The organism is Pseudomonas sp. FW300-N1A1 (genome assembly GCF_058789115.1).
This window is the reverse complement of the sequence record NZ_JBYTBK010000006.1, coordinates 111,493-137,176: the sequence shown is the minus strand read 5'-3', so window position 1 is coordinate 137,176 and position 25,684 is coordinate 111,493. Positions and strand designations below refer to the sequence as shown.

General features: G+C 60.8%; 19 protein-coding genes. 7 read left to right on the top strand and 12 right to left on the bottom strand.

Annotated elements, in window-relative coordinates:
- Window positions 1-284 precede the first annotated feature (284 nt).
- The 3 genes from mfd to AC3WQN_RS07245 are packed head-to-tail and all read left to right on the top strand — an operon-like array spanning window position 285 to window position 7,010.
- Window positions 285-3,734: a transcription-repair coupling factor gene (mfd, locus tag AC3WQN_RS07255; protein WP_103400210.1), complete on the top strand. Its 3,450-nt coding sequence runs from the start codon at window positions 285-287 to the stop codon at window positions 3,732-3,734.
- A 10-nt stretch (window positions 3,735-3,744) separates the two neighbouring features.
- The gene (locus AC3WQN_RS07250; RefSeq protein ID WP_103400209.1) at window positions 3,745-4,311 is read left to right on the top strand and encodes a CsiV family protein; all 567 of its coding nucleotides are present in this window, start codon (window positions 3,745-3,747) and stop codon (window positions 4,309-4,311) included.
- An 11-nt stretch (window positions 4,312-4,322) separates the two neighbouring features.
- Window positions 4,323-7,010 carry a DEAD/DEAH box helicase gene (locus AC3WQN_RS07245; RefSeq protein ID WP_103400208.1) on the top strand — a complete coding sequence of 896 codons (2,688 nt, stop codon included), beginning with the start codon at window positions 4,323-4,325 and terminating at the stop codon, window positions 7,008-7,010.
- Between the two features lie 90 nt (window positions 7,011-7,100).
- Here the strand turns inward: AC3WQN_RS07245 and AC3WQN_RS07240 are convergent, their stop codons facing one another.
- The 3 genes from AC3WQN_RS07240 to AC3WQN_RS07230 form a co-directional block, all read right to left on the bottom strand.
- Window positions 7,101-7,838: an S-methyl-5'-thioinosine phosphorylase gene (locus tag AC3WQN_RS07240; protein ID WP_095143130.1), complete on the bottom strand. Its 738-nt coding sequence runs from the start codon at window positions 7,836-7,838 to the stop codon at window positions 7,101-7,103.
- Between the two features lie 12 nt (window positions 7,839-7,850).
- Window positions 7,851-8,861: a beta-N-acetylhexosaminidase gene (gene nagZ / locus AC3WQN_RS07235; RefSeq protein WP_095143129.1), complete on the bottom strand. Its 1,011-nt coding sequence runs from the start codon at window positions 8,859-8,861 to the stop codon at window positions 7,851-7,853.
- Between the two features lie 197 nt (window positions 8,862-9,058).
- On the bottom strand, window positions 9,059-9,766 hold the full coding sequence (locus AC3WQN_RS07230; RefSeq protein WP_103400207.1) for a TetR/AcrR family transcriptional regulator: 708 nt from the start codon (window positions 9,764-9,766) through the stop codon (window positions 9,059-9,061).
- Between the two features lie 251 nt (window positions 9,767-10,017).
- Here AC3WQN_RS07230 and lexA point away from each other — a divergent pair, with 251 nt between their 5' ends.
- Window positions 10,018-10,626, top strand: a complete 609-nt coding sequence (lexA, locus tag AC3WQN_RS07225) for a transcriptional repressor LexA (protein ID WP_095143127.1) — start codon at window positions 10,018-10,020, stop codon at window positions 10,624-10,626.
- Between the two features lie 10 nt (window positions 10,627-10,636).
- Window positions 10,637-11,110 carry an SOS-induced cell division inhibitor SulA gene (gene sulA, locus AC3WQN_RS07220; RefSeq protein ID WP_095082275.1) on the top strand — a complete coding sequence of 158 codons (474 nt, stop codon included), beginning with the start codon at window positions 10,637-10,639 and terminating at the stop codon, window positions 11,108-11,110.
- A gap of 106 nt (window positions 11,111-11,216) precedes the next feature.
- On the opposite strand, the gene AC3WQN_RS07215 is transcribed toward sulA, so the two are convergent.
- The 7 genes from AC3WQN_RS07215 to AC3WQN_RS07185 all read right to left on the bottom strand — a co-directional run bounded on the left by AC3WQN_RS07215 (window position 11,217) and on the right by AC3WQN_RS07185 (window position 19,681).
- Window positions 11,217-11,450, bottom strand: a complete 234-nt coding sequence (locus tag AC3WQN_RS07215) for a hypothetical protein (RefSeq protein WP_095082274.1) — start codon at window positions 11,448-11,450, stop codon at window positions 11,217-11,219.
- A 151-nt stretch (window positions 11,451-11,601) separates the two neighbouring features.
- Window positions 11,602-12,123 (bottom strand): DUF6586 family protein, encoded by a 522-nt coding sequence (locus AC3WQN_RS07210; protein ID WP_103400206.1) that lies wholly within the window; start codon window positions 12,121-12,123, stop codon window positions 11,602-11,604.
- 142 nt (window positions 12,124-12,265) lie between these two features.
- Entirely contained in the window at window positions 12,266-14,887 is a 2,622-nt protein-coding gene (gene topA, locus AC3WQN_RS07205; RefSeq protein WP_103400205.1) for a type I DNA topoisomerase, read from the bottom strand.
- Window positions 14,888-15,001: 114 nt separating this feature from the next.
- Window positions 15,002-15,238 (bottom strand): DUF1653 domain-containing protein, encoded by a 237-nt coding sequence (locus AC3WQN_RS07200; RefSeq protein ID WP_103400204.1) that lies wholly within the window; start codon window positions 15,236-15,238, stop codon window positions 15,002-15,004.
- A gap of 99 nt (window positions 15,239-15,337) precedes the next feature.
- Complete coding sequence (fadA, locus tag AC3WQN_RS07195) at window positions 15,338-16,513, bottom strand: acetyl-CoA C-acyltransferase FadA (protein ID WP_095143124.1); 1,176 nt, start codon at window positions 16,511-16,513, stop codon at window positions 15,338-15,340.
- A gap of 29 nt (window positions 16,514-16,542) precedes the next feature.
- Window positions 16,543-18,690: a fatty acid oxidation complex subunit alpha FadB gene (gene fadB / locus AC3WQN_RS07190; protein WP_103400203.1), complete on the bottom strand. Its 2,148-nt coding sequence runs from the start codon at window positions 18,688-18,690 to the stop codon at window positions 16,543-16,545.
- A gap of 553 nt (window positions 18,691-19,243) precedes the next feature.
- Window positions 19,244-19,681 (bottom strand): hypothetical protein, encoded by a 438-nt coding sequence (locus AC3WQN_RS07185; RefSeq protein ID WP_103400201.1) that lies wholly within the window; start codon window positions 19,679-19,681, stop codon window positions 19,244-19,246.
- Window positions 19,682-19,785: 104 nt separating this feature from the next.
- On the opposite strand from AC3WQN_RS07185, the gene AC3WQN_RS07180 reads away from it, so the two are divergent.
- On the top strand, window positions 19,786-20,223 hold the full coding sequence (locus tag AC3WQN_RS07180) for a universal stress protein (protein WP_095148092.1): 438 nt from the start codon (window positions 19,786-19,788) through the stop codon (window positions 20,221-20,223).
- Between the two features lie 195 nt (window positions 20,224-20,418).
- Here the strand turns inward: AC3WQN_RS07180 and AC3WQN_RS07175 are convergent, their stop codons facing one another.
- Entirely contained in the window at window positions 20,419-22,338 is a 1,920-nt protein-coding gene (locus AC3WQN_RS07175; protein ID WP_103400200.1) for an ATP-binding cassette domain-containing protein, read from the bottom strand.
- A gap of 213 nt (window positions 22,339-22,551) precedes the next feature.
- On the opposite strand from AC3WQN_RS07175, the gene AC3WQN_RS07170 reads away from it, so the two are divergent.
- Entirely contained in the window at window positions 22,552-24,480 is a 1,929-nt protein-coding gene (locus AC3WQN_RS07170; RefSeq protein WP_103400198.1) for a transglycosylase SLT domain-containing protein, read from the top strand.
- A 135-nt stretch (window positions 24,481-24,615) separates the two neighbouring features.
- Here the strand turns inward: AC3WQN_RS07170 and AC3WQN_RS07165 are convergent, their stop codons facing one another.
- The gene (locus AC3WQN_RS07165) at window positions 24,616-25,650 is read right to left on the bottom strand and encodes a Fic family protein (protein WP_103400197.1); all 1,035 of its coding nucleotides are present in this window, start codon (window positions 25,648-25,650) and stop codon (window positions 24,616-24,618) included.
- Window positions 25,651-25,684: the final 34 nt, after the last annotated feature.

The following is a 25,684-nucleotide window of genomic DNA, read 5'->3' as shown; positions in this document are numbered from 1 at the left end:
AGCAGTAACAAAATCTCTTGCAAAAAAAACACGCCCTGCGCCAGCCCAGTAAAACCGGGGCTTTCAGCGCCGTCAAATAATCGACGACAGCGCAGCCATGTCTGTAACCCTCCGTAACACACCCCCGTTTCGGCACTACATATCCGGCAAAACACCCGCCGTTTTTGTCATTACCACTACATTTTTCGCAACCCGTGTAGATAGACACAGTCTGCAACTGACAGCCGGCACCCGAGGCCGCTACAATTGACGACTTTGTCGCAACGCTTGGAGCTCAACCTTCCGTGCCCGTTCTGCGTCTACCGCTTCTCCCTGCCGCGGCAGGTAAACAGCACTGGGGCAACCTGCCCGGTGCCGCCCTGAGCCTGGCCATTGCCGAGGCCGCCAGCGCTGCCAAGCGTTTCACCCTGCTACTGACGGCCGACAGCCAAAGCGCTGAACGGCTGGAACAGGAGCTGAGTTTCTTCGCCCCCGATTTGCCGGTACTGCATTTCCCGGACTGGGAAACACTTCCTTACGATCTTTTTTCGCCCCACCAGGACATCATCTCCCAGCGCATCGCCAGCCTCTATCGGTTGCCCGAGCTGAGTCACGGCGTTCTGGTTGTGCCGATCACCACCGCCCTGCATCGCCTGGCGCCGACCAAATTCCTGCTCGGCAGCAGCCTGGTGCTGGACATTGGCCAGAAGCTCGACGTCGAGCTCATGCGCACACGCCTTGAGGCCACCGGCTATCGCTATGTCGATACCGTGTACGAGCACGGCGAGTTCACGGTGCGCGGCTCGCTGATCGACCTGTTTCCGATGGGCAGCAAGCTACCCTATCGCATCGACCTGTTCGATGACGAAATCGAAACCCTGCGCACCTTCGACCCGGAGAACCAACGCTCCATCGACAAAGTCGATTCGGTCAAGCTGCTGCCAGCGCGCGAGTTTCCGTTGCAAAAGGATGCGGTGACCCGCTTCAAGGCGCGTTTCCGCGAGCGCTTCGATGTCGACTTCCGGCGCTGCCCGATCTTCCAGGACCTGAGCAGCGGGATCACGCCTGCCGGCATCGAGTACTACCTGCCGTTGTTCTTCGACGAAACCTCGACACTGTTCGACTACCTGCCCCAGGACACCCAGGTGTTCTCCTTGCCCGGCATCGAGCAGGCGGCCGAGAACTTCTGGAACGACGTGCGCAACCGCTATGAAGAGCGCCGCATCGATCCGTCCCGTCCTTTATTGCCACCCGCCGAACTGTTCCTGCCGGTGGAAGACTGCTTTGCCCGTCTCAAGAACTGGCCGCGAGTGGTCGCCAGCCAGCAGGACGTCGACACCAGTACCGGTCGTGAACGCTTCCCGGCCCGGCCGCTGCCGAACCTGGCCATCGAGGCCAAGGCCAATCAGCCGCTGGAAGCACTGGCGAACTTCCTCGAGGGGTTCTCCGGGCGCGTGCTGTTTACCGCCGAGTCGGCCGGTCGCCGCGAAGTCCTGCTGGAGTTGCTGGAACGCCTGAAGCTGCGGCCGAAGACCGTCGACAGCTGGCCGGACTTCGTCGCCGGCAAGGAACGCCTGGCCATCACCATCGCGCCATTGGACGAAGGCCTGCTGCTGGACGATCCAGCCCTGGCGCTGGTTGCCGAAAGCCCGCTGTTCGGTCAGCGCGTGATGCAGCGTCGCCGTCGCGAGAAACGCGCCGATGCCAACAACGATGCAGTGATCAAGAACCTCACCGAACTGCGCGAAGGCGCGCCGGTGGTGCATATCGATCACGGCGTTGGCCGCTACCTGGGCCTGGCGACCCTGGAAATCGAAAACCAGGCCGCCGAGTTCCTGACCCTCGAATACGCCGAGGGCGCCAAGCTGTACGTGCCGGTGGCCAACCTGCATTTGATCGCCCGCTACACCGGCAGCGATGATGCCCTGGCGCCACTGCACCGCCTGGGCTCCGAGATCTGGCAGAAGGCCAAGCGCAAGGCCGCCGAACAAGTGCGCGACGTGGCCGCCGAGCTGCTCGATATCTATGCCCGCCGCGCCGCTCGCGAAGGCTATGCCTTCGCCGACCCGAAGGCCGACTACGCCACGTTCAGCGCCGGCTTCCCGTTCGAAGAAACGCCGGACCAGCAAACCACCATCGAAGCGGTGCGCGAAGACATGCTCGCGCCCAGGCCGATGGACCGCCTGGTCTGCGGCGACGTCGGCTTCGGCAAGACCGAAGTGGCGATGCGCGCAGCCTTCATTGCCGTGCACGGCGGTCGCCAAGTGGCGATCCTGGTGCCCACCACCCTGCTCGCCCAGCAGCACTACAACAGCTTCCGCGACCGCTTTGCCGACTGGCCGGTGACTGTGGAAGTGATGAGTCGCTTCAAGTCGACCAAGGAAGTGAATGCCGCAGTGGCGGATCTGGCCGAAGGCAAGATCGACATCGTCATCGGCACCCACAAGCTGCTGCAAGACGACGTGAAGATCAAAAACCTCGGCCTGGTGATCATCGACGAAGAACACCGCTTCGGTGTCCGCCAGAAAGAGCAGCTCAAGGCCCTGCGCAGCGAAGTCGACATCCTGACCCTGACGGCCACGCCGATTCCGCGCACGCTGAACATGGCGGTGTCGGGCATGCGCGACCTGTCGATCATCGCCACGCCACCGGCCCGCCGCCTGTCGGTGCGCACCTTCGTCATGGAGCAGAACAAGAGCACGGTCAAGGAGGCCCTGCTGCGTGAGCTGCTGCGGGGTGGCCAGGTCTACTACCTGCACAACGATGTGAAAACCATCGAGAAGTGTGCCGCCGACCTCGCCGAACTGGTACCCGAGGCGCGGATCGCCATCGGCCACGGGCAGATGCGCGAACGCGAGCTCGAACAGGTGATGAGCGACTTCTATCACAAGCGCTTCAACGTGCTGATCGCCTCGACCATCATCGAGACCGGCATCGACGTGCCGAGCGCCAACACCATCATCATCGAGCGTGCCGACAAGTTCGGCCTGGCGCAGTTGCACCAGTTGCGCGGCCGGGTCGGTCGCAGTCACCACCAGGCCTACGCCTACCTGCTCACGCCACCGCGCCAGCAAATCACCCCGGACGCGGAAAAGCGCCTGGAAGCCATCGCCAACACCCAGGACCTCGGCGCGGGCTTCGTGCTCGCCACCAACGACCTGGAAATCCGTGGCGCCGGCGAACTGCTGGGTGACGGCCAGAGCGGGCAGATCCAGGCGGTGGGCTTCACCCTGTACATGGAAATGCTCGAGCGCGCAGTGAAATCGATCCGCAAGGGCGAACAACCGAACCTCGATCAACCGCTCGGTGGCGGACCGGAAATCAACCTGCGCTTGCCGGCACTGATTCCCGAGGACTACCTGCCGGACGTGCATGCCCGCCTGATCCTCTACAAACGCATTGCCTCGGCCACCGACGAGGATGGCCTCAAGGACCTGCAAGTGGAGATGATCGACCGCTTTGGCCTGCTGCCGGAACCGACCAAGAACCTGGTGCGGATCACCGCCCTGAAATTGCAGGCCGAGAAGCTGGGCATCAAGAAAGTCGACGGCGGCCCGCAAGGCGGCCGCATCGAGTTCAGCGCGCAAACGCCGGTCGACCCATTGACGCTGATCAAACTGATCCAGGGCCAGCCCAAACGCTACAAGTTCGAAGGCGCGACCCTGTTCAAGTTCATGGTGCCCATGGAGCGTGCGGAAGAGCGCTTTAATACTGTAGAGGCGCTGCTTGAGCACCTCATCCCGAAAACTGCTTGAAGGACGCCCCATGCGCCTGTTTCGCTCACTGACCTTGCTGATGACGCTGCTCGCCCCCACCGCATTTGCCGCCGACCTGTATCAGGTTGAAATGATCCTGGTTCGCCAGAACGCCGTACCGGCCGTTGCCAGCCCCGCCGCACCCGAAGATTGGGCCGCAGGCGCGCAGCCGGTCGGTGCTGACAGCCTGCGCACGCCAGCCCTCAACGCCGACGTGGAAAAACTCAGCGCCAGCGCTGACTACACCGTCCTGCTGCACAAGGCCTGGCAGCAGTACATCGACGAAACGGGGAGCAAAGTGGCGATCAGCGATGGCCGGGAGCAATACGGCCACTTTCCGATCGAAGGCACGCTGGACCTTAAACTGGGGCGCTTTACCGACGTCAACGCCGACTTCTGGGTCAATCAATTCGGCAGCAATGGCCTGGTCACCACCAGCGAACGCCTGCAACAGCAGAGCCACACCAAAAATGGCCAGCTGAACTTTCTCGATAACGGCCACCTGGGCCTGTTGATCAAGATCACGTCCCTGACGGCACCTGCACCGCAACCAGCTCCCGATGTCATTCCGGACTGATTGAAGTCCCTATGTCCCCGAGCCTGAGCAAGCCCCTGGCCCCTTCCTGGGCCAGCCGATTCAAGGAACAAAGCCTGGAGCGTGGCCGCCGCTACGCCCTGGAAAACCGCGTCAGGATCGTCGAGGTCGGCGACAGCACTATCACCGCCAGTTGCGAGGGTTCTGGCGGCAATGTCTACCGCCAGACCATCACCCTGCGCGAGTCGGCCAAAAGCACACTGTTGCTGGTCGACGCCCTGTGCAGTTGCCCGGTACGGGTGAACTGCAAGCATTGCGCGGCGGTGCTGCTCAAAGTCCAGGACACCCTGCAATACCCGGCGGCCGCCACAGACCTGCAGTTGCTGGAAAAGCTCCAGGCCGTCCTGGAAAACCGCACACCCGCACCGCTTCCACAGCAGCTGATCGACACCGTACAACCGGTGCCGCGCCTGTGGCTGGCCAGCGTCGAGTTCAGCGCCTTCGAACCGCGCAACGGCAAGATGCAGCGCTACATCCAGCATCGCGCGGCGCTGTCCTTCAGCTACCTGGATGAATACGTCAGCGGACAGAAGAACGCTGACATCCTGATTCGCCAGGAGACGCAGACGTTGCGGATAAAACGTCACCCTGAAGTCGAACAGACCTACAGGGAAAAGCTGCGCGCCCTCGGTTTCAAAGTCGCCACCCGCCAAAGCAAGGCATTGCCGGAAAGCGCCGGCGAACTCTATGAGATGGTCAATGACAGCGCCTGGCTGACCTTTACCCTCAATGAGCTGCCCAAGCTGCGCACCCAGGGCTGGGAACTGCAGATCGACGAAGACTTCGGGTTCGACCTGACGGCCGTCGATGACTGGTACGCCACGGTCGACGAGGCGCCGGAACGTGACTGGTTCGACCTGGAATTGGGGATCATCGTCAACGGTGAGCGCCTGAGCCTGCTGCCGATCCTGCTGAACCTGATGCGTTCGCACACCGAGATCCTCAATCCGGAGCGCCTGGCCAGGCGTCGTGACGACGAACTGATTCTGGTGAACATCCCGCACCGCCCGAACGCTGACGGCCCCCTGCAGGTCGCACTGCCGTTCGGCCGCTTGAAGCCAGTGCTGGCGACCCTCGGCGAGTTCTACCTGCAAGAACCCGGTGAAACCACCCTGCGCCTGAGCAACGCCGACGCCACGCGCCTGAACCCTCTGCAAGACTTGCCACTGCTCTGGGAAGGCGGCGAGCACATCCGCACTTTTGCCCAGCGCCTGCGCGACATCCGGGACTACAGCGCCGAAGTCCCCGAGGGCCTGAACGCCACCTTGCGCCCGTATCAGCTTGAAGGCTTGAGCTGGATGCAGTCACTGCGCCAACTCGAAGTCGGCGGCATCCTGGCGGACGACATGGGGCTGGGCAAAACCTTGCAAACCCTGGCCCACGTGCTGAGCGAGAAAAACGCCGGACGTCTCGACCGCCCCTGCATGGTGGTGATGCCTACCAGCCTGATTCCCAACTGGCTCGATGAAGCGGCGCACTTCGCCCCACAACTCAAGGTGCTGGCGCTGTATGGCGCCGGACGCAAAAAATATTTCGAGCAACTGGGCGACTACGACCTGATTCTCACCACCTACGCACTGCTGCCCAAGGATGTCGAACGCCTCGCCAGACAACCCTTGCACATCCTGGTGCTCGACGAAGCGCAGTACATCAAGAATCCCACCAGCAAGGCCGCCCAGGCGGCACGCGAGCTCAATGCCCGCCAGCGCCTGTGCCTGAGCGGCACGCCCCTGGAGAATCACCTGGGCGAGCTGTGGTCACTGTTTCACTTCCTGCTGCCAGGCTGGCTGGGAGACATCAAGAGCTTCAACCGCGATTACCGCGTGCCGATCGAAAAGCACGCCAGCGATGTGCGCCTGCAGCACCTGAACGGGCGGATAAAACCCTTCCTGCTACGCCGAACCAAGGAACAAGTGGCCACTGAGCTGCCACCGAAAACCGAGATCATCCACTGGGTCGAACTCAACGAGGCGCAGCGTGACGTTTACGAAACCATGCGCCTGGCCATGGACAAGAAAGTCCGCGACGAAATTACTCGCAAAGGCGTGGCACGTAGCCAGATCATCATTCTCGAAGCGCTGCTCAAGCTGCGCCAGGTGTGCTGCGACCTGAGGCTGGTCAATGAAGCCGCCCTGCCCACCCGCGGCAGCACCTCGGGCAAGCTGGACAGCCTGATGGAAATGCTCGAGGAGCTGTTCGATGAAGGCCGCAGGATCCTGCTGTTTTCCCAGTTCACCTCGATGCTCTCGCTGATCGAAGATGAACTGAACAAGCGCGGGATCGCGTATGCACTGCTGACCGGCCAGACCCGGGACCGACGCACCCCGGTCAAGGAATTCCAGAGCGGCAAGCGGCCGATCTTCCTGATCAGCCTGAAAGCCGGCGGCGTGGGCCTGAACCTGACGGAAGCCGACACGGTGATTCACTACGATCCGTGGTGGAACCCGGCCACGGAAAACCAGGCCACTGACCGGGCATACCGGATTGGCCAGGAGAAACCGGTGTTCGTCTACAAGATGATCGCCCGCGGCACGGTCGAAGAGAAAATCCAGCACCTGCAGAAGGAAAAATCCGACCTGGCAGCCGGCGTGCTGGATGGCCGCACGACGGGCGACTGGAAGCTGCAGAGTGATGACATCGAGGCGTTGTTTGCGCCACTGCCTGACAAGTCAAAGCTCTAGCGGCGCCTGACGAGCTCACTCCCACAAGGTGATCACTGCACCTGTGGGAGCAAGCTTGCCCGCGATAGGGTCAACCGGCGCAACGAATACTCAGCCCTTCAACACCCGCGCCAATGTCGACTTCACCTTGCCCATCCCGTCATGCAGGGCCTGCTCGATCTCGGCCATGGTGATCACCGCAGTCGACTTGCCCGCCGCCGGGTTCACCACCAGTGCCAGACAGGCATAATCCAGCTCCAGCTCACGGGCCAGCGCGGCTTCCGGCATGCCGGTCATGCCGACGATGTCGCAACCATCGCGCTCCAGGCGAGCGATCTCGGCAACGGTTTCCAGGCGCGGGCCCTGGGTGCAGGCGTACACGCCATGACTGCTGTAGGCACAGCCTTCGGCGGCCAGCGCGGCGATCAACTGCTCGCGCAAGGGCTCGCTGTAGGGATAGCTGAAGTCGATATGGGTGACCTGCTCCAGGTCATCGGCAAAGTAGGTGTGCTGACGACCGCTGGTGTAGTCGATCAACTGATGAGGCACGCAGAAATGCCCGGTGCCCATGGCCGCGTGAATCCCGCCCACCGCATTGACTGCCAGGATCGCCTGCGCGCCAGCCTGCTTGAGCGCCCACAGGTTGGCCCGATAGTTCACCTGATGCGGCGGGAAGCGGTGCGGGTGGCCGTGACGGGCCAGGAACAGTACTTCACGCCCTGCGTACTCGCCCACCTGAATCTCGGCCGACGGCGCGCCATACGGCGTATCCAAGGCCAACGACCGACGAATGTCCAGACCTTCAAGCTGGGTCAGGCCGGTGCCACCGATAATTGCGTAAACCGTCATTACAAAAAGTCCTTAATCAATCAGCTGGGCGTCTTTGAGGGCACCGATGGCCGCGAGCCAGCGGGGATCCTGTCGGTAATCGGTGCTGGCGAAGGCTTGGCCACGCATCCGCGCAATCCGCGCCGACGGCTTGACCTTCATGCGCTGTGCCGCCGTCAGGGCCAGTTCGGCCGCCGCGCGGTCATTGCACACCAACCCCATGTCGCAACCGGCCGTCAGGGCTGCCTCGATGCGACTGGCGGCATCGCCCACCACATGGGCGCCGGCCATCGACAGGTCATCGCTGAAGATCACGCCGTCGAACTGCAACTCGCCACGCAAAATGTCCTGCAACCAGCGGCGCGAGAAACCAGCGGGCTGGGAGTCGACCTGCGGGTAGATCACGTGGGCCGGCATCACCGCCGCCAATTGCTTGCTCAAGCGCGCGAACGGCACCAGATCATGGGCGCGGATGTCATCCAGGCTGCGCTCGTCATTCGGGATCGCGACGTGGGAATCCGCCTCAGCCCAGCCGTGGCCCGGGAAGTGCTTGCCAGTGGCCGCCATGCCGGCGCTGTTCATGCCGCGGATGAAAGCACCGGCCAACAAGGCCGCACGCTCTGGATCGCCCTCGAACGAACGGGTACCGACCACCGCGCTGCGCTGGTAGTCGAGATCCAGCACCGGCGCAAAGCTCAGGTCCAGGCCCACAGCCAATACTTCCGTGGCCATGATCCAGCCACACTGCTCGGCCAGGTATTCAGCGTTCGGATTGTCGGCTATCGCCCGCATGGCCGGCAGACGGACGAAGCCCTGACGCAAGCGCTGCACCCGACCGCCCTCCTGGTCCACCGCCAGCAGCAGGTCCGGACGCACCGCGCGGATCGACGCGCTCAACTCGCGCACCTGGCGTGGATGCTCGATGTTGCGCGCAAAAATGATCAGGCCGCCCACTTCGGGCTGACGCAACAATTGGCGATCTTCGGCCGTCAGCCAGGTACCGGCGACGTCCACCATCAACGAGCCTTGCAGGCCAGCAGTCATAGAAATTCCTTGATAACGAAATGCGCGCACGGCGCGTCTTTGAAGAACCCGGCTCGAGGCAGACACACGACCGCGCCGCCAAGGGCAATGCCCGGCGCAACGGAGTCGGTAGAGGGAAACGGGAGCGGGTCTGAAACGAGAGTCGGCATGGGCGGCTAGCTTAGCGGATGTCAGCTGCCGCGCCCACCCGTGTGCGGTTAAACCTTGGCGGCCACCGGTACCGATTTGCTGCGCGGACGCAATTGGGCCGCAGCCATGGCGTCGTCGGTCACGCCAGTTTCAGCGCGCATGCCCGCGGCCAGGAATGGCACCATCAGGCGCATGACCTGCTCGATGGAGGTATTGACCCCGAAATCGGTTTCGGAGATGGCCCGCAAGGCCTTGATCCCCGACATGCTGAATGCCGCCGCACCCAGCATGAAGTGCACGCGCCAGAACAGTTCGATCGGCGGGATACGCGGGGCGGCTTCGTTGACCAGCATCATGTAGCGGCGAAACACCTTGCCGTACATGTCTTCCAGATAACGCCGCAAGTGCCCCTGGCTCTGGCTGAACGCCAGGCCCAGCAAGCGCATGAAGATAGACAGGTCATTGCCGCTGCGTGGCTGCACCACCAGGGCCTGTTCGACGAGGATTTCCAGCAGCTCTTCCAGGCTCGGCTTGTTGTCCGGCCGGGCGGAACGACGCTCCAGCTCACGCTCGAGACTGCTGCAGAACGGACCGAGAAAACGCGAGAAGACCGCCTGGATCAAGGCTTTCTTCGAGCCGAAATGATAGTTCACCGCCGCCAGGTTGACCCCAGCCTTGCTGGTGATCAGACGCAATGAAGTTTCGGCAAACCCTTTTTCCGCGAACAACTGCTCGGCGGCATCAAGAATGCGTTCAACGGTTTCCGACTGGGCCATGGCTACTCCGCCTGACAAACACTTGTTTGAAACATACGTTTCAGTCCGTATCTTGTCAAGTCTACCGGTTCGTTTTGCGAACGCCCAGTCAGCCATTTAACCATATAAACCGCCGGCTGTAGCCGGCCCCGCACCTTGCGGGCCAACGATCTGTCGGTGACCGTCCGGCGACCCTGCGCAAATGGAGGATTGCCAAGCCTACTCCACTGTATATAATCCCAGTCACTGTATAAAAAGACAGAGCGATCGAGATGCTAAAACTGACGCCACGCCAAGCTGAGATTCTGGCCTTTATCAAACGTTGCCTCGAAGACAACGGCTATCCGCCCACCCGCGCGGAAATCGCCCTGGAACTGGGGTTCAAATCGCCCAACGCGGCGGAAGAACACCTCAAGGCCCTGGCCCGCAAGGGTGCTATCGAAATGACCCCCGGTGCATCGCGGGGCATTCGTATCCCGGGCTTCGAAGCCAAGGCCGACGAGTCCTCCCTGCCGATCATCGGCCGGGTCGCTGCGGGCGCGCCGATTCTCGCCCAGCAGCACATCGAAGAGTCCTGCAACATCAACCCGGCGTTCTTTCATCCACGCGCCGACTACCTGCTGCGGGTCCACGGCATGAGCATGAAGGACGTGGGGATTTTCGACGGTGACCTGCTCGCCGTACACACCACTCGCGAAGCCCGCAATGGCCAGATCGTCGTCGCGCGGATCGGCGACGAAGTCACCGTCAAGCGCTTCAAGCGCGACGGCAGCAAGGTCTGGCTGCTGGCCGAAAACCCGGAGTTTGCCCCGATCGAAGTGAACCTGAAAGACCAGGAACTGGTGATCGAAGGCTTGAGTGTCGGCGTCATTCGCCGCTAAAGGAGGCGTTATGCAGTTTCCACACACACCACAACATGCACAACTTCCGCTGTTCGAAGCGTTCCTGGCCCAGCCATTGGCGCCGATCCTCAAAGAGGTGGCCGAGACACCCTGGAGTGCCGAACCCGAAGCCTTCAGTGAGCTGTCGTTACGTGGTGCGGCCGGGAACTGCCTGAACCTTCTAGCCCCTATCCTCAGGGAGCTGAGCCAGGACCAGGACGCCCGCTGGCTGACGCTGATTGCGCCGCCAGCCAGCCTGACTCAAGCCTGGCTACGCGATGCCGGCCTGAACCGCGAGCGTATTCTTCTGTTGCAGCCAAGCGGAACACAAAGCGCCCAGCAACTGGCCTGCGAAGCCTTGCGCCTGGGCCGCAGCCACACGGTTGTCAGCTGGCTGAACCCGCTGAATGGCAGCGCACGGCAACAGTTGATCAGCGCCGCCCGTATCGGGGATGCACAGAGCCTGAATATTCGCTTGGGTTAAGTGACGCGCAATGCGTACTTGAAGGATGCAGGGCTTCTCCAGAACAGAGAAGCCGATCTGTCACAATAACGTGCAATGATGCCTCAAGAAAAACCGACAAACGGAATCAATGAAGAATCCGTGGCCCTTCTTCCTTTTCAAATTCGCCTTCGACCAGGCGCCCGGCCATCTGCACGCCCACGCTCAACATCGCCTTGGCGACCTCGACGTGCTGGCCTTGCAGGAACGCCTTGGCGTCTTCAGAGAAGTCCAGCGTCACCAGAGAACCCTCGTCCTCAGCCCTGCGCAGTTCAATACGGCCGTCTGGCAGTTCGACAATTTCTAGAAAGGACGTTGGCATAAAGGTCTGTTCTCCACGAAAGGCGGGGATTATATAGGCATCGACGCCGCTTCGCTCGGGATCTTGACCGGCTGCATGTCACCGAAACCACTGTTTGCGATCATCCCTGATCCATGGCCACGCTTGAGCGATCAGCGCATCGCGCGGACACTCAACACTCGTTCAGCCCTTCGCGAAAGCGTAATGCCAGGCTTTTAAGGTTCTGGCGCCAGCTCTCGAGTTCTTCCCTGCTCAACTCCGTCGGCGCTTCGTCATCAAGGCTCACCGCCACGATCAACGGCTGCGTCACGTCACCCTTGGGTTTGTGCGGCGCGCGGGGCGGTTGAAACAACGCGGCATGGGCGGCTATCAGCTTTGCCAGCCAGGTTTCGGGGTTGTGCGCCAATTCGACCATTTCAGCCATTTCCGGAATGGCGATAGTCTCGAGCACTTCACGGGTCAGCAGCAGTTCTGCCCGTGGTGCATTGGCCTGAGGCAACCGGTAAAAACCGGCAATTTCATGGCACAGGCCCAGCAACGCGCCGTACAAATGAAACAGCGCCGATTCGCGCCCAGCCTGAATCAGCGCCAGGGAGTTCATCGCCCGCCCCTCTTCCGCTCGGGCCAATGCCTCGAGCGACAGGCCGGCGAAGTAAATTTTCTGATTGGTGCGGGTATAGAGCTCATAGGCCATGACGGCAGTCTCCACAACGAAATAAAACGCATGATGCAGGTCAGACAGTGTCGTGGATCGGACGAGCTGACTGCAAGCCCAAAACAAAGGCCGCATGCCAACCCTAGGGTTGGCATGCGGCCTTTGGTATCGCGCTGCCCGATTACTTGGCTACGCGCTTGTCTTCAACCACCCACTTGCCGCCGTCGTAGAACGCTTTCCAGCCGGTAGGCTTGCCTTCGACTTCGGTCTGCACGTACTGCTCCTTGGTCTTGCGGCTGTAGCGGATCACCGCTGGACGACCCTCCGGGTCCTTCTTCGGCGCATCGCACAGGAAGTGGTACTTCGGATCGATCTCATCCTTGTGCGGCACGATCTCGATCACCAGCGGAGCACGGGTCTCGCGGTTTTTCGGGAACTGGCTGGCCGCCAGGAACAGGCCGGAAGCACCGTCACGCAGAATGTAAGTGTCGTTGACCTTCTCGCACTTGAGTTCAGGCATCTTCACCGGGTCCATCTTCGGCGGCGCCGCATCACCGCTTTTCAGCAGCTTGCGGGTGTTCTTGCAGGTGGCGTTGGTGCACCCGAAGAACTTGCCGAAACGACCGGTCTTGAGCTGCATTTCACTGCCGCACTTGTCGCATTCCAGGCTCGGGCCTTCGTAGCCCTTGATGCGATAGCTGCCTTCTTCAATCTCATAGCCGTCGCAATCAGGATTGTTACCGCAAATGTGCAGCTTGCGCTTCTCATCCAGCAGGTAAGCATCCATCGCGGTGCTGCAGATCGGACAACGGTGCTTGCCACGCAGCACCAGCGACTCCGACTCACCCTCGTCGTCCGCGGCGATCTCGTCACCCGGCACCAGGTTGACGGTGGCCTTGCAGCGCTCTTTCGGCGGCAGGCTGTAGCCCGAGCAACCGAGGAACACGCCGGTCGATGCGGTGCGAATCTGCATCGGACGGCTACAGGTCAGGCACGGAATATCGGTCATGACCGGCTGGTTGGCACGCATGCCGCTTTCCGGACTCTCGGCCACTTCGAGTTTCTTCTTGAAGTCGCCGTAGAATTCGTCGAGTACGTTCTTCCAGTCACGCTCGCCCTGGGCGACGTCATCGAGGTTCTCTTCCATGCCGGCGGTAAAGCCGTAGTCCATCAGGTTCGAGAAGCTCTCGGACAGACGCTCGGTGACGATGTCACCCATCTTTTCCGAGTAGAAGCGACGGTTATGCAGGGCGACGTAGCCGCGGTCCTGGATGGTCGAAATGATTGCCGCGTAGGTCGACGGACGACCGATACCGCGTTTTTCCATTTCCTTGACCAGGCTCGCTTCCGAGTAACGCGCCGGCGGCTTGGTGAAGTGTTGGCTTGGATCGAGCTGGATCAGCTTGAGCACGTCGCCCTGGGCCATGTCCGGCAGTACGTCGTCGTCGCCCGGCTTGGCCATTTGCGGCATGACACGGGTGTAACCGTCGAACTTCAGGATGCGACCCTTGGCGCGCAGCTCGAAGCCGCTGGCAGCGACGCTGACGGTGGTCGACAGGTATTTGGCCGGCAGCATCTGGCACGCGACGAATTGGCGCCAGATCAGCTCGTAGAGACGCTCAGCGTCACGTTCCATGCCCGACAGCTTGCTTGGGTCGGTATTCACGTCAGAAGGACGAATCGCTTCGTGAGCCTCTTGCGCGCCTTCCTTGCTGCTGTAGACATTCGGGGTTTCCGGCAGGTACTTGCCGCCGAATTCGCCTTCGATATAAGTACGGGCCATCGTCACGGCATCGGCCGAGAGGTTGGTCGAGTCGGTACGCATATAAGTGATGTAGCCGGCTTCATACAAACGCTGGGCCATCATCATGGTTTTCTTCACGCCGAAGCCCAGGCGGTTACTCGCGGCCTGTTGCAGGGTAGACGTGATGAACGGGGCCGACGGCTTGCTGCTGGTCGGCTTGTCTTCGCGCTTGGCGATGGTGTAGCTGGATGCCTTGAGCTTCTCCAGCGCGGCCATGGCCTGGGCTTCGTTGAGCGGCTTGAAGGCCTCGCCGTTTTCACGGGCCACTTCAAAGCGCACATTGGCGCCCTTGGCGGTGCCGAGGTCAGCGTGGACCTCCCAGTACTCTTCCGGGTTGAACGCGCGAATCTCGCGCTCACGCTCCACCACCAGCTTCACGGCAACCGATTGCACACGGCCGGCCGACAGGCCGCGAGCGATCTTGGCCCACAGCAGTGGCGAGACCATGTAACCCACCACGCGGTCGAGGAAACGACGTGCCTGCTGGGCGTTGACACGATCGATGTCTAGCTCGCCTGGCCGGGAGAAGGCTTCCTGGATCGCCTTCTTGGTGATTTCGTTGAACACCACGCGCTTGTAGCGGCTGTCGTCACCACCGATGGCTTCGCGCAGGTGCCAGGCAATGGCTTCCCCCTCGCGGTCCAAGTCCGTTGCGAGATAGATGGTGTCGGCATCCTTGGCGAGCCGGCGCAGCTCCTCGATGACCTTTTCCTTGCCCGGGAGGATCTCGTACTTGGCTTTCCAGCCATGATCCGGATCGACACCCATGCGCGCGACCAGCTGCTTGCGCGCCTTTTCCTTGGGCGATAGTGCCGGCACTTCACCAGCAGCCGCCTTGCCACGCTTGGCGGCAGGCTCTTTGCTGGCGCTAGCCGAACCGCTGGTGGGCAGGTCTCGGATATGGCCGATACTCGACTTCACCACGTATTCGTTGCCCAAATACTTGTTGATGGTCTTGGCCTTAGCCGGGGATTCCACAATGACCAGCGATTTGCCCATGGATCAGAAAATTCCTGAATTCTAGAAGTGAAAGGCGGTTGGCGCCTGACGCGGCACCGCTATATATAGTGGCAACAAGGTGAGGTCAAGCGCAGGATTCTGCGCGCCCTGCCCTTATGGCCTTGAAAAAAGGCTCGGTTCGACCTGCACCAAAGCAAAGCGTGGGACCTGCTCGCCGTCAACTTCGACCGACTCCAGGAACATGCTCAAGGGACGCACCCAAAAGCCGTAATCACCATACAGGGCTTGGTAGAAGACCACTTCTTCTTCGGTCTCGGAGTGCCGCGCAACACTGAAAACACGGTACTGCGGACCTTTGTAATGCTGGTAGAGCCCTGGTTGTATCGGCATGCTTTGGGCCTCACTGAAATCCAATCAAATAAAAAACAAAAAAATCTTCAGAAAAACAAAAACCGGGGCACTTGGCCCCGGCTTCCGTCAACGCAACGCTTAAACGCGTTCGAAGACGGTGGCAATGCCCTGGCCGAGGCCAATGCACATGGTCGACACACCGAAGGTGCCGCCATTTTGCTTCATCACATTGAGCAACGTGCCGGAGATACGCGCGCCAGAGCAACCGAATGGGTGGCCCAGGGCGATCGCGCCGCCGTGCAGGTTAACCTTCTCGTTCATCTTGTCGAGCACTTTCAGATCTTTCAGCACTGGCAGGGCCTGTGCTGCAAAAGCTTCGTTGAGCTCGAAGAAGTCGATGTCGGAAATACCCAGACCCGCGCGCTTCAATGCTTTCTGTGTAGCCGGTACTGGACCATAGCCCATGATCGCCGGATCCACACCCGCCACCGCCATCGAACGGATCACCGCCATTGGCTGGATACCCAGGTCCTGGGCACGCTGCGCCGACATCACGATCATGCACGAAGCACCATCGGTGATCTGCGACGAAGTACCGGCTGTCACGGTGCCGCCCTTCGGATTGAACGCCGGCTTCAGAGCCGCCAGGCTTTCCAGGGTGGTTTCCGGACGAATGGTTTCGTCGTAGTCGAACAGTTTCAGGAAACCGTTCTCGTCGTAGCCCTGCATCGGGATGATTTCGTCCTTGAACTTGCCTTCCACGGTCGCCTTGTGGGCGAGTTGGTGGGAGCGCACGCCGAAGGCATCCTGCTGCTCGCGGGTGATGCCGTGCATCTTGCCCAGCATTTCCGCGGTCAGGCCCATCATGCCCGAGGCTTTCGCCGCGTACAGCGACATGTGCGGGTTAGGATCGACACCGTGCATCATGCTCACGTGACCCATATGCTCGACGCCGCCCACGACGAACACGTCACCGTTGCCGGTCATGATCGCTTGCGCTGCGGTGTGCAGGGCACTCATGGACGAGCCACACAGGCGGCTGACGGTCTGGCCGGCAGCGGTGTGCGGGATCTGGGTCATCAGGGACGCCATGCGGGCGATGTTCCAGCCCTGTTCCAGGGTCTGGTTCACGCAGCCCCAGATCACGTCTTCGACTTCGCTCGGGTCAACCTTGACGTTGCGTTCCAGCAACTTGCTGATCAGGTGCGCCGACATGTCTTCAGCGCGGGTGTTGCGGTGCATGCCGCCCTTGGAGCGGCCCATCGGAGTACGACCGAAGTCGACAATCACGACGTCTCTTGGATTCAAGCTCATAAATATTCTCGCTCTAGTCGTTTGGGCGCTTAACCGAAGAAGCTCTGGCCGTTCTTGGCCATCTCGCGCAGCTTCGCGGTCGGGTGGTACAGCGCGCCCAAATCAGCGTACTGGTCAGCCAGGGCAACGAATGCTGCAACACCAAGCGAATCGATGTAGCGCAGTGCGCCGCCACGGAATGGAGGGAAACCAATACCGTAGACCAGACCCATGTCGGCTTCGGCAGCGGTTTCGACAATGCCGTCTTCCAGGCAACGCACGGTTTCCAGGCACAGCGGGATCATCATCCAGTTGATGATGTCTTCGTCGGTGACTTCGCGCTGCTCGTAGACGATCGGCTTGAGCACTTCCAGCACCGACGGGTCGGCCACTTTCTTCTGCTTGCCGCGCTTGTCGGTCTCGTAGGCGTAGAAGCCCTTGCCGTTCTTCTGGCCCAGGCGCTTGGCTTCGTAGAGCACGTCGACGGCCGAACGACGGTCGTCCTTCATGCGGTCCGGGAAGCCCTCGGCCATCACGTCACGACCGTGGTGGCCGGTGTCGATGCCGACCACGTCCATCAGGTACGCCGGGCCCATCGGCCAGCCAAATTTTTCCATGATCTTGTCGATACGGACGAAGTCCACACCGGCGCTGACCAGCTTGGCGAAACCGCCGAAGTACGGGAACAGCACGCGATTGACCAAAAAGCCCGGGCAGTCGTTGACGACGATCGGGTTCTTGCCCATCTTCTTGGCGTAGGCAACGGTGGTGGCCACGGCCAGTTCGCTGGACTTCTCGCCACGGATCACTTCCACCAGCGGCATCATGTGCACCGGGTTGAAGAAGTGCATGCCGACGAAGTTTTCCGGACGCTTGAGGGCCTTGGCCAACAGGCTGATGGAAATGGTCGAGGTGTTCGAGGCGAGGATGGTGTCCTCTTTGACCTTGTCTTCAACTTCAGCCAGAACGGCTTGCTTGACCTTCGGGTTCTCGACAACGGCTTCAACCACCAGGTCCACGTGACCGAAGTCACCGTAGGACAGGGTCGGACGAATGCCGTTGAGCACTTCAGCCATTTTCGCGGCGGTCATGCGGCCTTTGTCAACGCGGCCAACCAGCAGCTTGGCGGCTTCGGCCAGACCCTGCTCGATACCGTGCTCGTTGATGTCCTTCATCAGGATCGGCGTGCCTTTGGACGCCGACTGATAGGCGATACCGCCACCCATGATGCCGGCGCCCAATACGGCGGCCTGCTTCACGTCCTTGGCGATTTCGTCGTAGGCCTTGGCCTTTTTCTTCAGCTCCTGATCGTTCAGGAACAGACCGATCAAGCTCTGCGCGGCAGAGGTCTTGGCCAGCTTGACGAAACCTGCAGCTTCGACTTCCAGTGCCTTGTCGCGACCGAAGTTCGCGGCTTTCTGAATGGTCTTGATCGCTTCAACCGGCGCCGGGTAGTTCGGGCCCGCCTGGCCGGCCACGAAACCCTTGGCGGTTTCGAACGACATCATTTGTTCGATGGCGTTGAGCTTGAGTTTTTCCAGCTTCGGCTGACGCTTGGCCTTGTAGTCAAATTCGCCACTGATGGCGCCCTTGATCAGACTCAATGCGGCTTCTGCCAGCTTCTCGGGAGCAACCACGGCATCGACGGCGCCAACTTTCAGCGCGTCTTCAGCACGGTTTTCCTTGCCAGCGGCAATCCACTCGATGGCGTTGTCGGCACCGATGATGCGCGGCAGGCGCACGGTACCGCCGAAACCTGGGTAGATGCCCAGCTTGACTTCCGGCAGGCCGATTTTCGCGCTGGAGGCCATGACGCGGAAGTCCGCTGCCAGGCACATTTCCAGACCGCCACCCAATGCGATGCCATTGATCGCGGCGACGGTCGGAACATTGAGGTCTTCGAAATCGCTGAAGATCTTGTTGGCTTCGAGATTGCCAGCAACCAGCTCTGCATCCGGCAGCTTGAAGTTGTCGACGAATTCGGTGATGTCGGCGCCGACGATGAAGACGTCTTTACCGCTGCTGACGATCACACCCTTGACCGACGCATCTGCCTTGATGGCGTCCACGGCCTGACGCAATTCGTTCAGGGTTAGACGGTTGAACTTGTTGACGGACTCACCCTTGAGGTCGAATTTCAATTCGACGATGCCACTTTCAAGAGCCGTAACCGTGATGGCTTTACCTTCGTAAATCATCAACTGATCTCCACGATATGGAAGCTGAACAGTACACGTCGGACGCTGATGTTCTGGCTCGGCATGGACGTATACGTCGATGCTGACACCATTCCACCAGGCACACCCGCCAACGCGATAGTCGGGATTCTGTAGGAGCGGTCTGAAATACAAACGCTCAATTCATACGCCCGTTTGATTTGGGTACGCCACCTTCACGGAATTTCCGACAATTGTCAATCGCCCAAAATGCGGGTTGAAACTCGACTTTGCAGTCATTTCCGTAACGCGAAGAGCCGCAACACGCCGAAGCCTGTATAGACATTCATAGAATCAATATTTAGAAACGTCGCCCTAATCCGACGCAACGTGCGCTCAAGCAGCTACGCTGGCAGGACTTGAAGGAAAAAGATCAACGCTTTGGGCGAATACCCAGCGTGAGATCGGATCGAAGCCGATTGCCGGCCTGCCTGGCCAACTCCAGCCCGATGATGATGTCGGGCTTTTTATGCCCGGCCATAAAACGCACCCCTGCGGCGGCCAGCCAAGCCTGCCGCCACGGGGAGCGACGTATTCAGGCGAGTGCCTTGAGCGTGGCATCGATGTGCTGCAACACCTCGACCTCGCCCTTCTCGCCCCAATACAGGGTAATCATCTGCTTGTCGGCCTCGACCTTGTACACGTTGGCCGGCAACTTCTCGAAATGAATCAGTAAGGCCGGATCCTCGCAGACCTCCTGCCACTGATTGACCCAGACCCCCGGGGTCTTTTGCCAGTAACTCCAGCACGCCGGCCGATTGCCGCGCCGTGGCCGATGGTACTGCGCACAGGGGCTGGGCGGCTCGGGCACCAGCCAGTGGGGCCACACCTGGGGCGCCAGTTGCATGGCCAGGCCAATGCGCCGAGCCTCCATGCGCAGCGCCATCTGGCCACCCTGGCGACGTGATGGCCGAAGCCACGCCAAGGGGCTCAGCACTACTGCAAGGATTGACACCACTATCCAGACCGTCATATCTGTACTCCCGATTCTTGATGAGCGAATTGATCCCTGTCGAAACCCATTCGCTTGAAACCAGCCATACTTACCCTTATCGCAATCCTCAGGAGGTGCACCTCATGCCCTACCACCACATTCTGGTCGCCGTAGATCTAACCGAAGAGTGCGATCCTGTGATTCACCGCGCTCGCGAACTGTCGGTCAGCAACAGCGCCAAACTGTCCCTGGTGCACATCGTCGAACCGATGGCCATGGCCTTTGGTGGTGACGTGCCGATGGACCTGTCGCAATTGCAACAACAGCAGTTCGACCAGGCCAAGGAGCGCCTCGAGCGCCTGATCAACAAATACCCCGAGCTTTCCAAGGAAAACAGCCACCTGACCTACGGCCAGCCACGCCAGGAAATCCACCATTTCGCCAAGGAGCAAGGTTGCGACCTGATTGTCGTCGGCAGCCATGGTCGTCACGGCCTGGCACTGCTGCTGGGCTCCACCGCCAATGATGTACTGCACGGTGCACCTTGCGATGTACTGGCGGTGCGCCTGATCAAAAGCTGATCCACCCTCCCTGTAGGAGCGAGCGCGCTCGCGAAGAACGCCAACGATAATGCGCTAATCCTGAACAACCGCATTGTCCTTGAGCCTTTCGCGAGCGCGCTCGCTCCTACAAGGGGAATGCGTCAGATCCCGTCCCATATGAAAAGCCCGGTGCTCATCACTGAACACCGGGCTTTTGGTTTATCGCAGGATCACTCAGGCATCCAGCTCGGCCCAACGCTCGACCATCACGTCATGCTCAGCCTGCAACTGCTCCAACTGGGCGATCACCGCCGCCGCTTCGGCAGCAGGACGCTGATAGAACCCGGCATCGGCCATCTGGGCCTCAACCGCTGCGATCTGCTGCTCCATGGCCTCGATCTGCCCTGGCAAGGCTTCCAGCTCGCGCTGCAGCTTGTAGCTGAGTTTCTTCTTCGCCGCCGGTGCTTCCTGAACAGCCGATGCCGGCGCAGGTGCCGCGGTGACCACGGCAGAGTTCAGGTCGGCCTTGCCGGACTTGCTCTCGGTCACGCCCAGCAGGCGCGGCGAGCCACCCTGACGCAGCCAGTCCTGGTAACCACCGACGTATTCACGGACCTTGCCTTCGCCTTCGAAGACCAGGGTGCTGGTGACCACGTTGTCGAGGAATGCCCGGTCGTGGCTGACCATCAGTACGGTGCCGTTGAAGGTCAGCAGGACCTCTTCCAGCAGCTCGAGGGTTTCCACGTCCAGGTCGTTGGTCGGCTCGTCGAGGACCAGCAGGTTGGCCGGCTTACTGAACAGCTTGGCCAGCAACAGACGGGCACGCTCACCACCGGACAGCGCCTTGACCGGCGTGCGGGCACGCTGCGGGCTGAACAGGAAGTCGCCCAGGTAGCTCAGCACGTGGCGGCTCTGGCCGTCGATATCGATGAAATCGCGGCCTTCGGCCACGTTGTCGATCACGGTCTTTTCCAGGTCCAACTGGTGGCGCAACTGGTCGAAGTAGGCCACGTCGATGCGCGTCCCCTCCTCCACGGTGCCGCTGGTCGGCTGCAAGCCGTTGAGCATCAGTTTCAGCAAGGTGGTCTTGCCGGTACCGTTGGCGCCCAGCAGGCCGATACGGTCGCCGCGCTGCAGGACCATGGAGAAGTCCTTGATCAGGAACGGGCCGTCCGGGTGAGCGAAGCTGACGTTCTCAAGCACCATCACTTGCTTGCCAGACTTGTCGGCGGTGTCCAGCTGGATATTGGCCTTGCCGGTACGCTCACGACGCTCGCTGCGCTCAACACGCAGGGCCTTGAGGGCACGCACGCGGCCTTCGTTACGGGTGCGACGGGCCTTGATGCCCTGGCGGATCCAGACTTCTTCCTGGGCCAGCTTTTTGTCGAACAGTGCGTTGGCGGTTTCTTCGGCCGCCAACGTGGCTTCCTTGTGCACCAGGAAACTGGCGTAGTCGCCGTTCCAGTCGATCAGGCCGCCGCGATCCAGTTCCAGGATGCGCGTGGCGAGGTTCTGCAGGAAGGAGCGGTCGTGCGTGATGAACAGCACGGCGCCCTGGAAATCTTTCAGGGCTTCTTCAAGCCAGGCAATCGCACCGATGTCCAGGTGGTTGGTCGGTTCGTCGAGCAGCAGCAGGTCCGGTTCTGAAACCAGGGCTTGCGCCAGCAGGACGCGACGACGCCAGCCGCCGGACAATTCGGCGAGGGTCTTGTCGGCCGGCAACTGCAGACGGCTCAGGGTGCTGTCGACCAGTTGCTGCAAACGCCAGCCGTCGCGGGCTTCGAGGTCGTGCTGGACGTGCATCAGCTTGTCCAGGTCGGCATCGGTGACGATGTTCTGGCTCAGGTGGTGGTACTGCGCAAGCAGCTCGCCCACACCGTCCAGGCCTTCGGCCACTACGTCGAACACTGTCCGCTCGTCGGCCACTGGCAATTCTTGCGGCAATTCGCCGATCTTGAGGCCAGGCGCGCGCCATACAGAGCCGTCATCGGGCTTCTGATCGCCCTTGACAAGCTTCATCATGCTGGACTTGCCTGTGCCGTTGCGGCCGATGATGCACACCCGCTCACCACGGGCGATCTGCCAGGACACCTTGTCCAACAACGGCATAGCGCCGAAAGCAAGGGACACATCGCTGAATTTGAGCAGGGTCATGAGCTTCTCCAAAAACCGGGCGCGCATTCTACCTGACTTGAGGCTCCAGAAGGCCGGCATTTTCACTGCCGAAGCACTCTGCACATTAAATGTTGCGAACTTGTACCGCCGAACCGGCAAAGCTTTCACCCGTTGCTGGCAAAAGGCTAAGCTACGGGTAATCAGTGCCGGCACCAGCCGGCACTTGTCATGATTTCTCTGCCCGGATGTCTCATGCGCAGTCGCCTTTTCAGCTTTTTATCCTGCCTGCTTCTTTCAGCCACTGCCGCTCAATCCGTTCAGGCGGTGGACCTGTCCACCCAACGCCAGTACTACGATGAAGCCAAGCGCGCCCTGGCCAAGGGTGACACCGGCCCGTACTTTCGCTACAGCCAGGCGCTCGCCGACTACCCGCTCGAACCGTATCTGGCCTATGACGAACTGACCGCGCGACTGAAAAGCGCGAGCAATGCCGAAATCGAAAAATTCCTCGCCGAACACGGTGACCTGCCACAGGCCAACTGGATGAAGCTGCGCTGGTTGCGCTGGCTGGCCGAGCGCGGCGACTGGTCGACCTTCGTCAAATACTACGACCCCAAGCTCAACTTCACCGAACTGGACTGCCTCAACGCCCAATACCAGATCAGCCACAACCTCAAGGCTGAAGGCTATGCCAACACCGAAAAACTCTGGCTGACCGGCAAATCCCAGCCGGCAGCCTGTGATGCACTGTTTGCCCAGTGGGCCGCCCAGGGCCAACTGACCGAGCAGAAACGCTGGGAACGCGCCAAACTGGCCGCCCAGAGCCGCAACTATGCCCTGGCCAACAGCCTGATCAACAACATGACCACCCTGGCCCCCCGTGGCCGCCTGCTGGTGGACGTGGCGCAAAAGCCGGAACTGCTCAACCAGCCGTCGCGCTTTACTCCCGCCGATGAAGCCATGGGCGATGTGGTCAGCCTTGGCTTGCGTCGCCTGGCACGCCAGGATCCGGAGCGGGCCATGGCGCTGCTCGACGATTACGCCAGCCGCATGCATTTTTCCCGCGATGAAAAAGTCGCCATTGCCCGGGAAATCGGCCTGACCCTGGCACGTCGCTTCGACAGCCGCGCCCTTGACGTCATGACCAAGTACGACCCGGAACTGCGTGACAACACTGTCTCCGAATGGCGCCTGCGCCTGTTGCTGCGCCTGGCCCGCTGGGAGGACGCCTATCAGTTGACCCGCCGCTTGCCGCAGGACCTGGCCACCACCAACCGCTGGCGCTACTGGCAGGCCCGCAGCCTGGAACTGGCCCAGCCAAAGAACCCGGAAGCACAGACCCTGTACCGCAACCTCGCCCGCGAGCGGGACTTCTACGGCTTCCTGGCGGCCGATCGCTCGCAATCACCGTACTCCCTGAACCACAAGCCGCTGGTGATGAGCCAGGCACTGATCAACAAGGTGCGCAATACACCGGGCATTCGCCGCGCACTGGAGTTCCATGCCCGCGGGCAGATCGTCGACGGTCGCCGCGAGTGGTACCACGTCAGTCGCCGCTTCAACCGTGACGAAATGGTTGCCCAGGCCAAGCTGGCCTACGACCTGAAGTGGTACTTCCCGGCTATTCGCACCATCAGTCAGGCGCAGTACTGGGACGACCTGGACATCCGCTTCCCGATGGCCTACCGCGGCACTCTAGTCAGGGAGGCCAAGGTTCGCGGCCTGCATTCGAGCTGGGTGTTCGCCATTACCCGCCAGGAAAGCGCCTTCATGGAGGATGCCCGCTCCAGTGTCGGCGCCAGCGGCCTGATGCAGTTGATGCCCGCCACCGCCAAGGAAACCGCACGCAAGTTCAGCATTCCGCTGGCCTCGCCACAGCAAGTACTGAACCCGGAGAAAAACATCCAGCTCGGCGCCGCTTACCTGAGCCAGGTGCACAGCCAGTTCAATGGCAACAGAGTACTCGCCTCCGCGGCCTACAACGCCGGCCCCGGCCGAGTCCGCCAATGGCTGCGCGGTGCCGACCACCTGAGCTTCGACGTCTGGGTGGAGAGCATCCCGTTCGACGAAACCCGCCAGTACGTGCAGAACGTGTTGTCGTACTCGGTGATCTACGGCCAGAAGCTCAATTCACCGCAACCGCTGGTGGATTGGCATGAGCGGTATTTTGACGATCAATGATGCTGGATCTGCAAGAGCTAACAAAGGTTCGCAGCGAGTTCAGATAACCCTTTGATCTCGCTTGAAAAAAAGCTCGCATCGAATGATGCGAGCTTTTTTGTTGATGCCTTGAACCGTTGTCGATTACCAGATCTGCTAAACCGAGGCAGATCGTGCCAAAAGCCGCTTGCCAAGTTCGGTCAGACGGTACCGCTGAGCAGGACTGTTGGGTGAATCTGGATTGGTCATTTCTATTAAGCCTGCCGTTAATGCGGGCTTGAGATAGTTAGCCCGGAAGGTCGCCTTGTGTGCCAATCCGACCTCCGCCATCAGCTCACTGACCTTGAGCGAACTCGCGCCCTGGATCACCTCGAGCAACCTCGCTACTTGGTCGGTTACTTGGTCGGTTACTTGGTCGGTTACTGGCTCGCCACAGGCGGCCTCAGCGAGGGCCTGACTCAACGCCTGCAACATGAACTCGACAAAGGGTGTCGATTCGGCCATCCGATCGGCGGCAGACAAGGCCCCATAGTAAGCGTCCTGTTGCTCTCGAATGACGGCTTCGACCGGCAGATAGGCCAACACGGGCCGCCATTGACTGAGAATCAAGGTTTGCCAGAGCCGCCCCATGCGCCCATTACCGTCAGCGAAGGGATGGATGAACTCGAACTCGTAGTGAAACACGCAGCTAAGGATCAACGGATGCCAATCGGAGGTACCCAGCCATGCCAGCAAGTCATCCATCAGGCTTGCCACACGGCTCGGTGGTGGCGCCATGTGAACCAGTTGCTCGCCACGGTAAATACCCACTCCGTCGCGACGAAACCGACCGCAGTCGTCGATCAAACCGTGCATCAATAACTCGTGAGCCCGAAGCAAATCGACGCGACTGTTCGACCGCCAGCCCGGCATGGACTCGTAGGCCGTAAAGGCGTTGCGTACTTCCTGAATTTCTCTGGGCAAGCCCAGCACTCGCTGCCCGGCCAACACGGCTGTCACTTGCTCAACGCTGAGGGTATTGTTCTCGATTGCCAACGACGCTTGAATCGTGCGAATTCGGTTACCGCGACGCAGCTGAGGTGTCTGCCGACCTTCGTCCACAGCCGAAAGCTGACCGATCTGCTCGCTGATCTCAGCGATCAACGCCAGAATTCTAGTGTTCAGGGTTAACGGTGGTTGGTAGCTGCTCATTTCCTGATCCGGGTACTTCCTTCAGATCGACATA

Excerpts from the sequence above, each read along its gene's own strand:
- nagZ (WP_095143129.1), bottom strand. The coding sequence starts at position 8,861 with ATGACTGCTGGCCTGCAAGGCTCGTTGATGGTGGACGTCGCCGGTACC.
- AC3WQN_RS07210 (WP_103400206.1), bottom strand. The coding sequence starts at position 12,123 with ATGGCCTATGAGCTCTATACCCGCACCAATCAGAAAATTTACTTCGCC.
- fadB (WP_103400203.1), bottom strand. The coding sequence starts at position 18,690 with ATGATTTACGAAGGTAAAGCCATCACGGTTACGGCTCTTGAAAGTGGC.
- fadA (WP_095143124.1), bottom strand. The coding sequence starts at position 16,513 with ATGAGCTTGAATCCAAGAGACGTCGTGATTGTCGACTTCGGTCGTACT.
- AC3WQN_RS07200 (WP_103400204.1), bottom strand. The coding sequence starts at position 15,238 with ATGCCGATACAACCAGGGCTCTACCAGCATTACAAAGGTCCGCAGTAC.
- AC3WQN_RS07245 (WP_103400208.1), top strand. The coding sequence starts at position 4,323 with ATGTCCCCGAGCCTGAGCAAGCCCCTGGCCCCTTCCTGGGCCAGCCGA.
- AC3WQN_RS07180 (WP_095148092.1), top strand. The coding sequence starts at position 19,786 with ATGCCCTACCACCACATTCTGGTCGCCGTAGATCTAACCGAAGAGTGC.
- AC3WQN_RS07175 (WP_103400200.1), bottom strand. The coding sequence starts at position 22,338 with ATGACCCTGCTCAAATTCAGCGATGTGTCCCTTGCTTTCGGCGCTATG.
- AC3WQN_RS07170 (WP_103400198.1), top strand. The coding sequence starts at position 22,552 with ATGCGCAGTCGCCTTTTCAGCTTTTTATCCTGCCTGCTTCTTTCAGCC.
- topA (WP_103400205.1), bottom strand. The coding sequence starts at position 14,887 with ATGGGCAAATCGCTGGTCATTGTGGAATCCCCGGCTAAGGCCAAGACC.
- sulA (WP_095082275.1), top strand. The coding sequence starts at position 10,637 with ATGCAGTTTCCACACACACCACAACATGCACAACTTCCGCTGTTCGAA.
- AC3WQN_RS07185 (WP_103400201.1), bottom strand. The coding sequence starts at position 19,681 with ATGACGGTCTGGATAGTGGTGTCAATCCTTGCAGTAGTGCTGAGCCCC.
- lexA (WP_095143127.1), top strand. The coding sequence starts at position 10,018 with ATGCTAAAACTGACGCCACGCCAAGCTGAGATTCTGGCCTTTATCAAA.
- AC3WQN_RS07215 (WP_095082274.1), bottom strand. The coding sequence starts at position 11,450 with ATGCCAACGTCCTTTCTAGAAATTGTCGAACTGCCAGACGGCCGTATT.
- AC3WQN_RS07240 (WP_095143130.1), bottom strand. The coding sequence starts at position 7,838 with ATGACGGTTTACGCAATTATCGGTGGCACCGGCCTGACCCAGCTTGAA.
- AC3WQN_RS07250 (WP_103400209.1), top strand. The coding sequence starts at position 3,745 with ATGCGCCTGTTTCGCTCACTGACCTTGCTGATGACGCTGCTCGCCCCC.
- AC3WQN_RS07230 (WP_103400207.1), bottom strand. The coding sequence starts at position 9,766 with ATGGCCCAGTCGGAAACCGTTGAACGCATTCTTGATGCCGCCGAGCAG.
- AC3WQN_RS07165 (WP_103400197.1), bottom strand. The coding sequence starts at position 25,650 with ATGAGCAGCTACCAACCACCGTTAACCCTGAACACTAGAATTCTGGCG.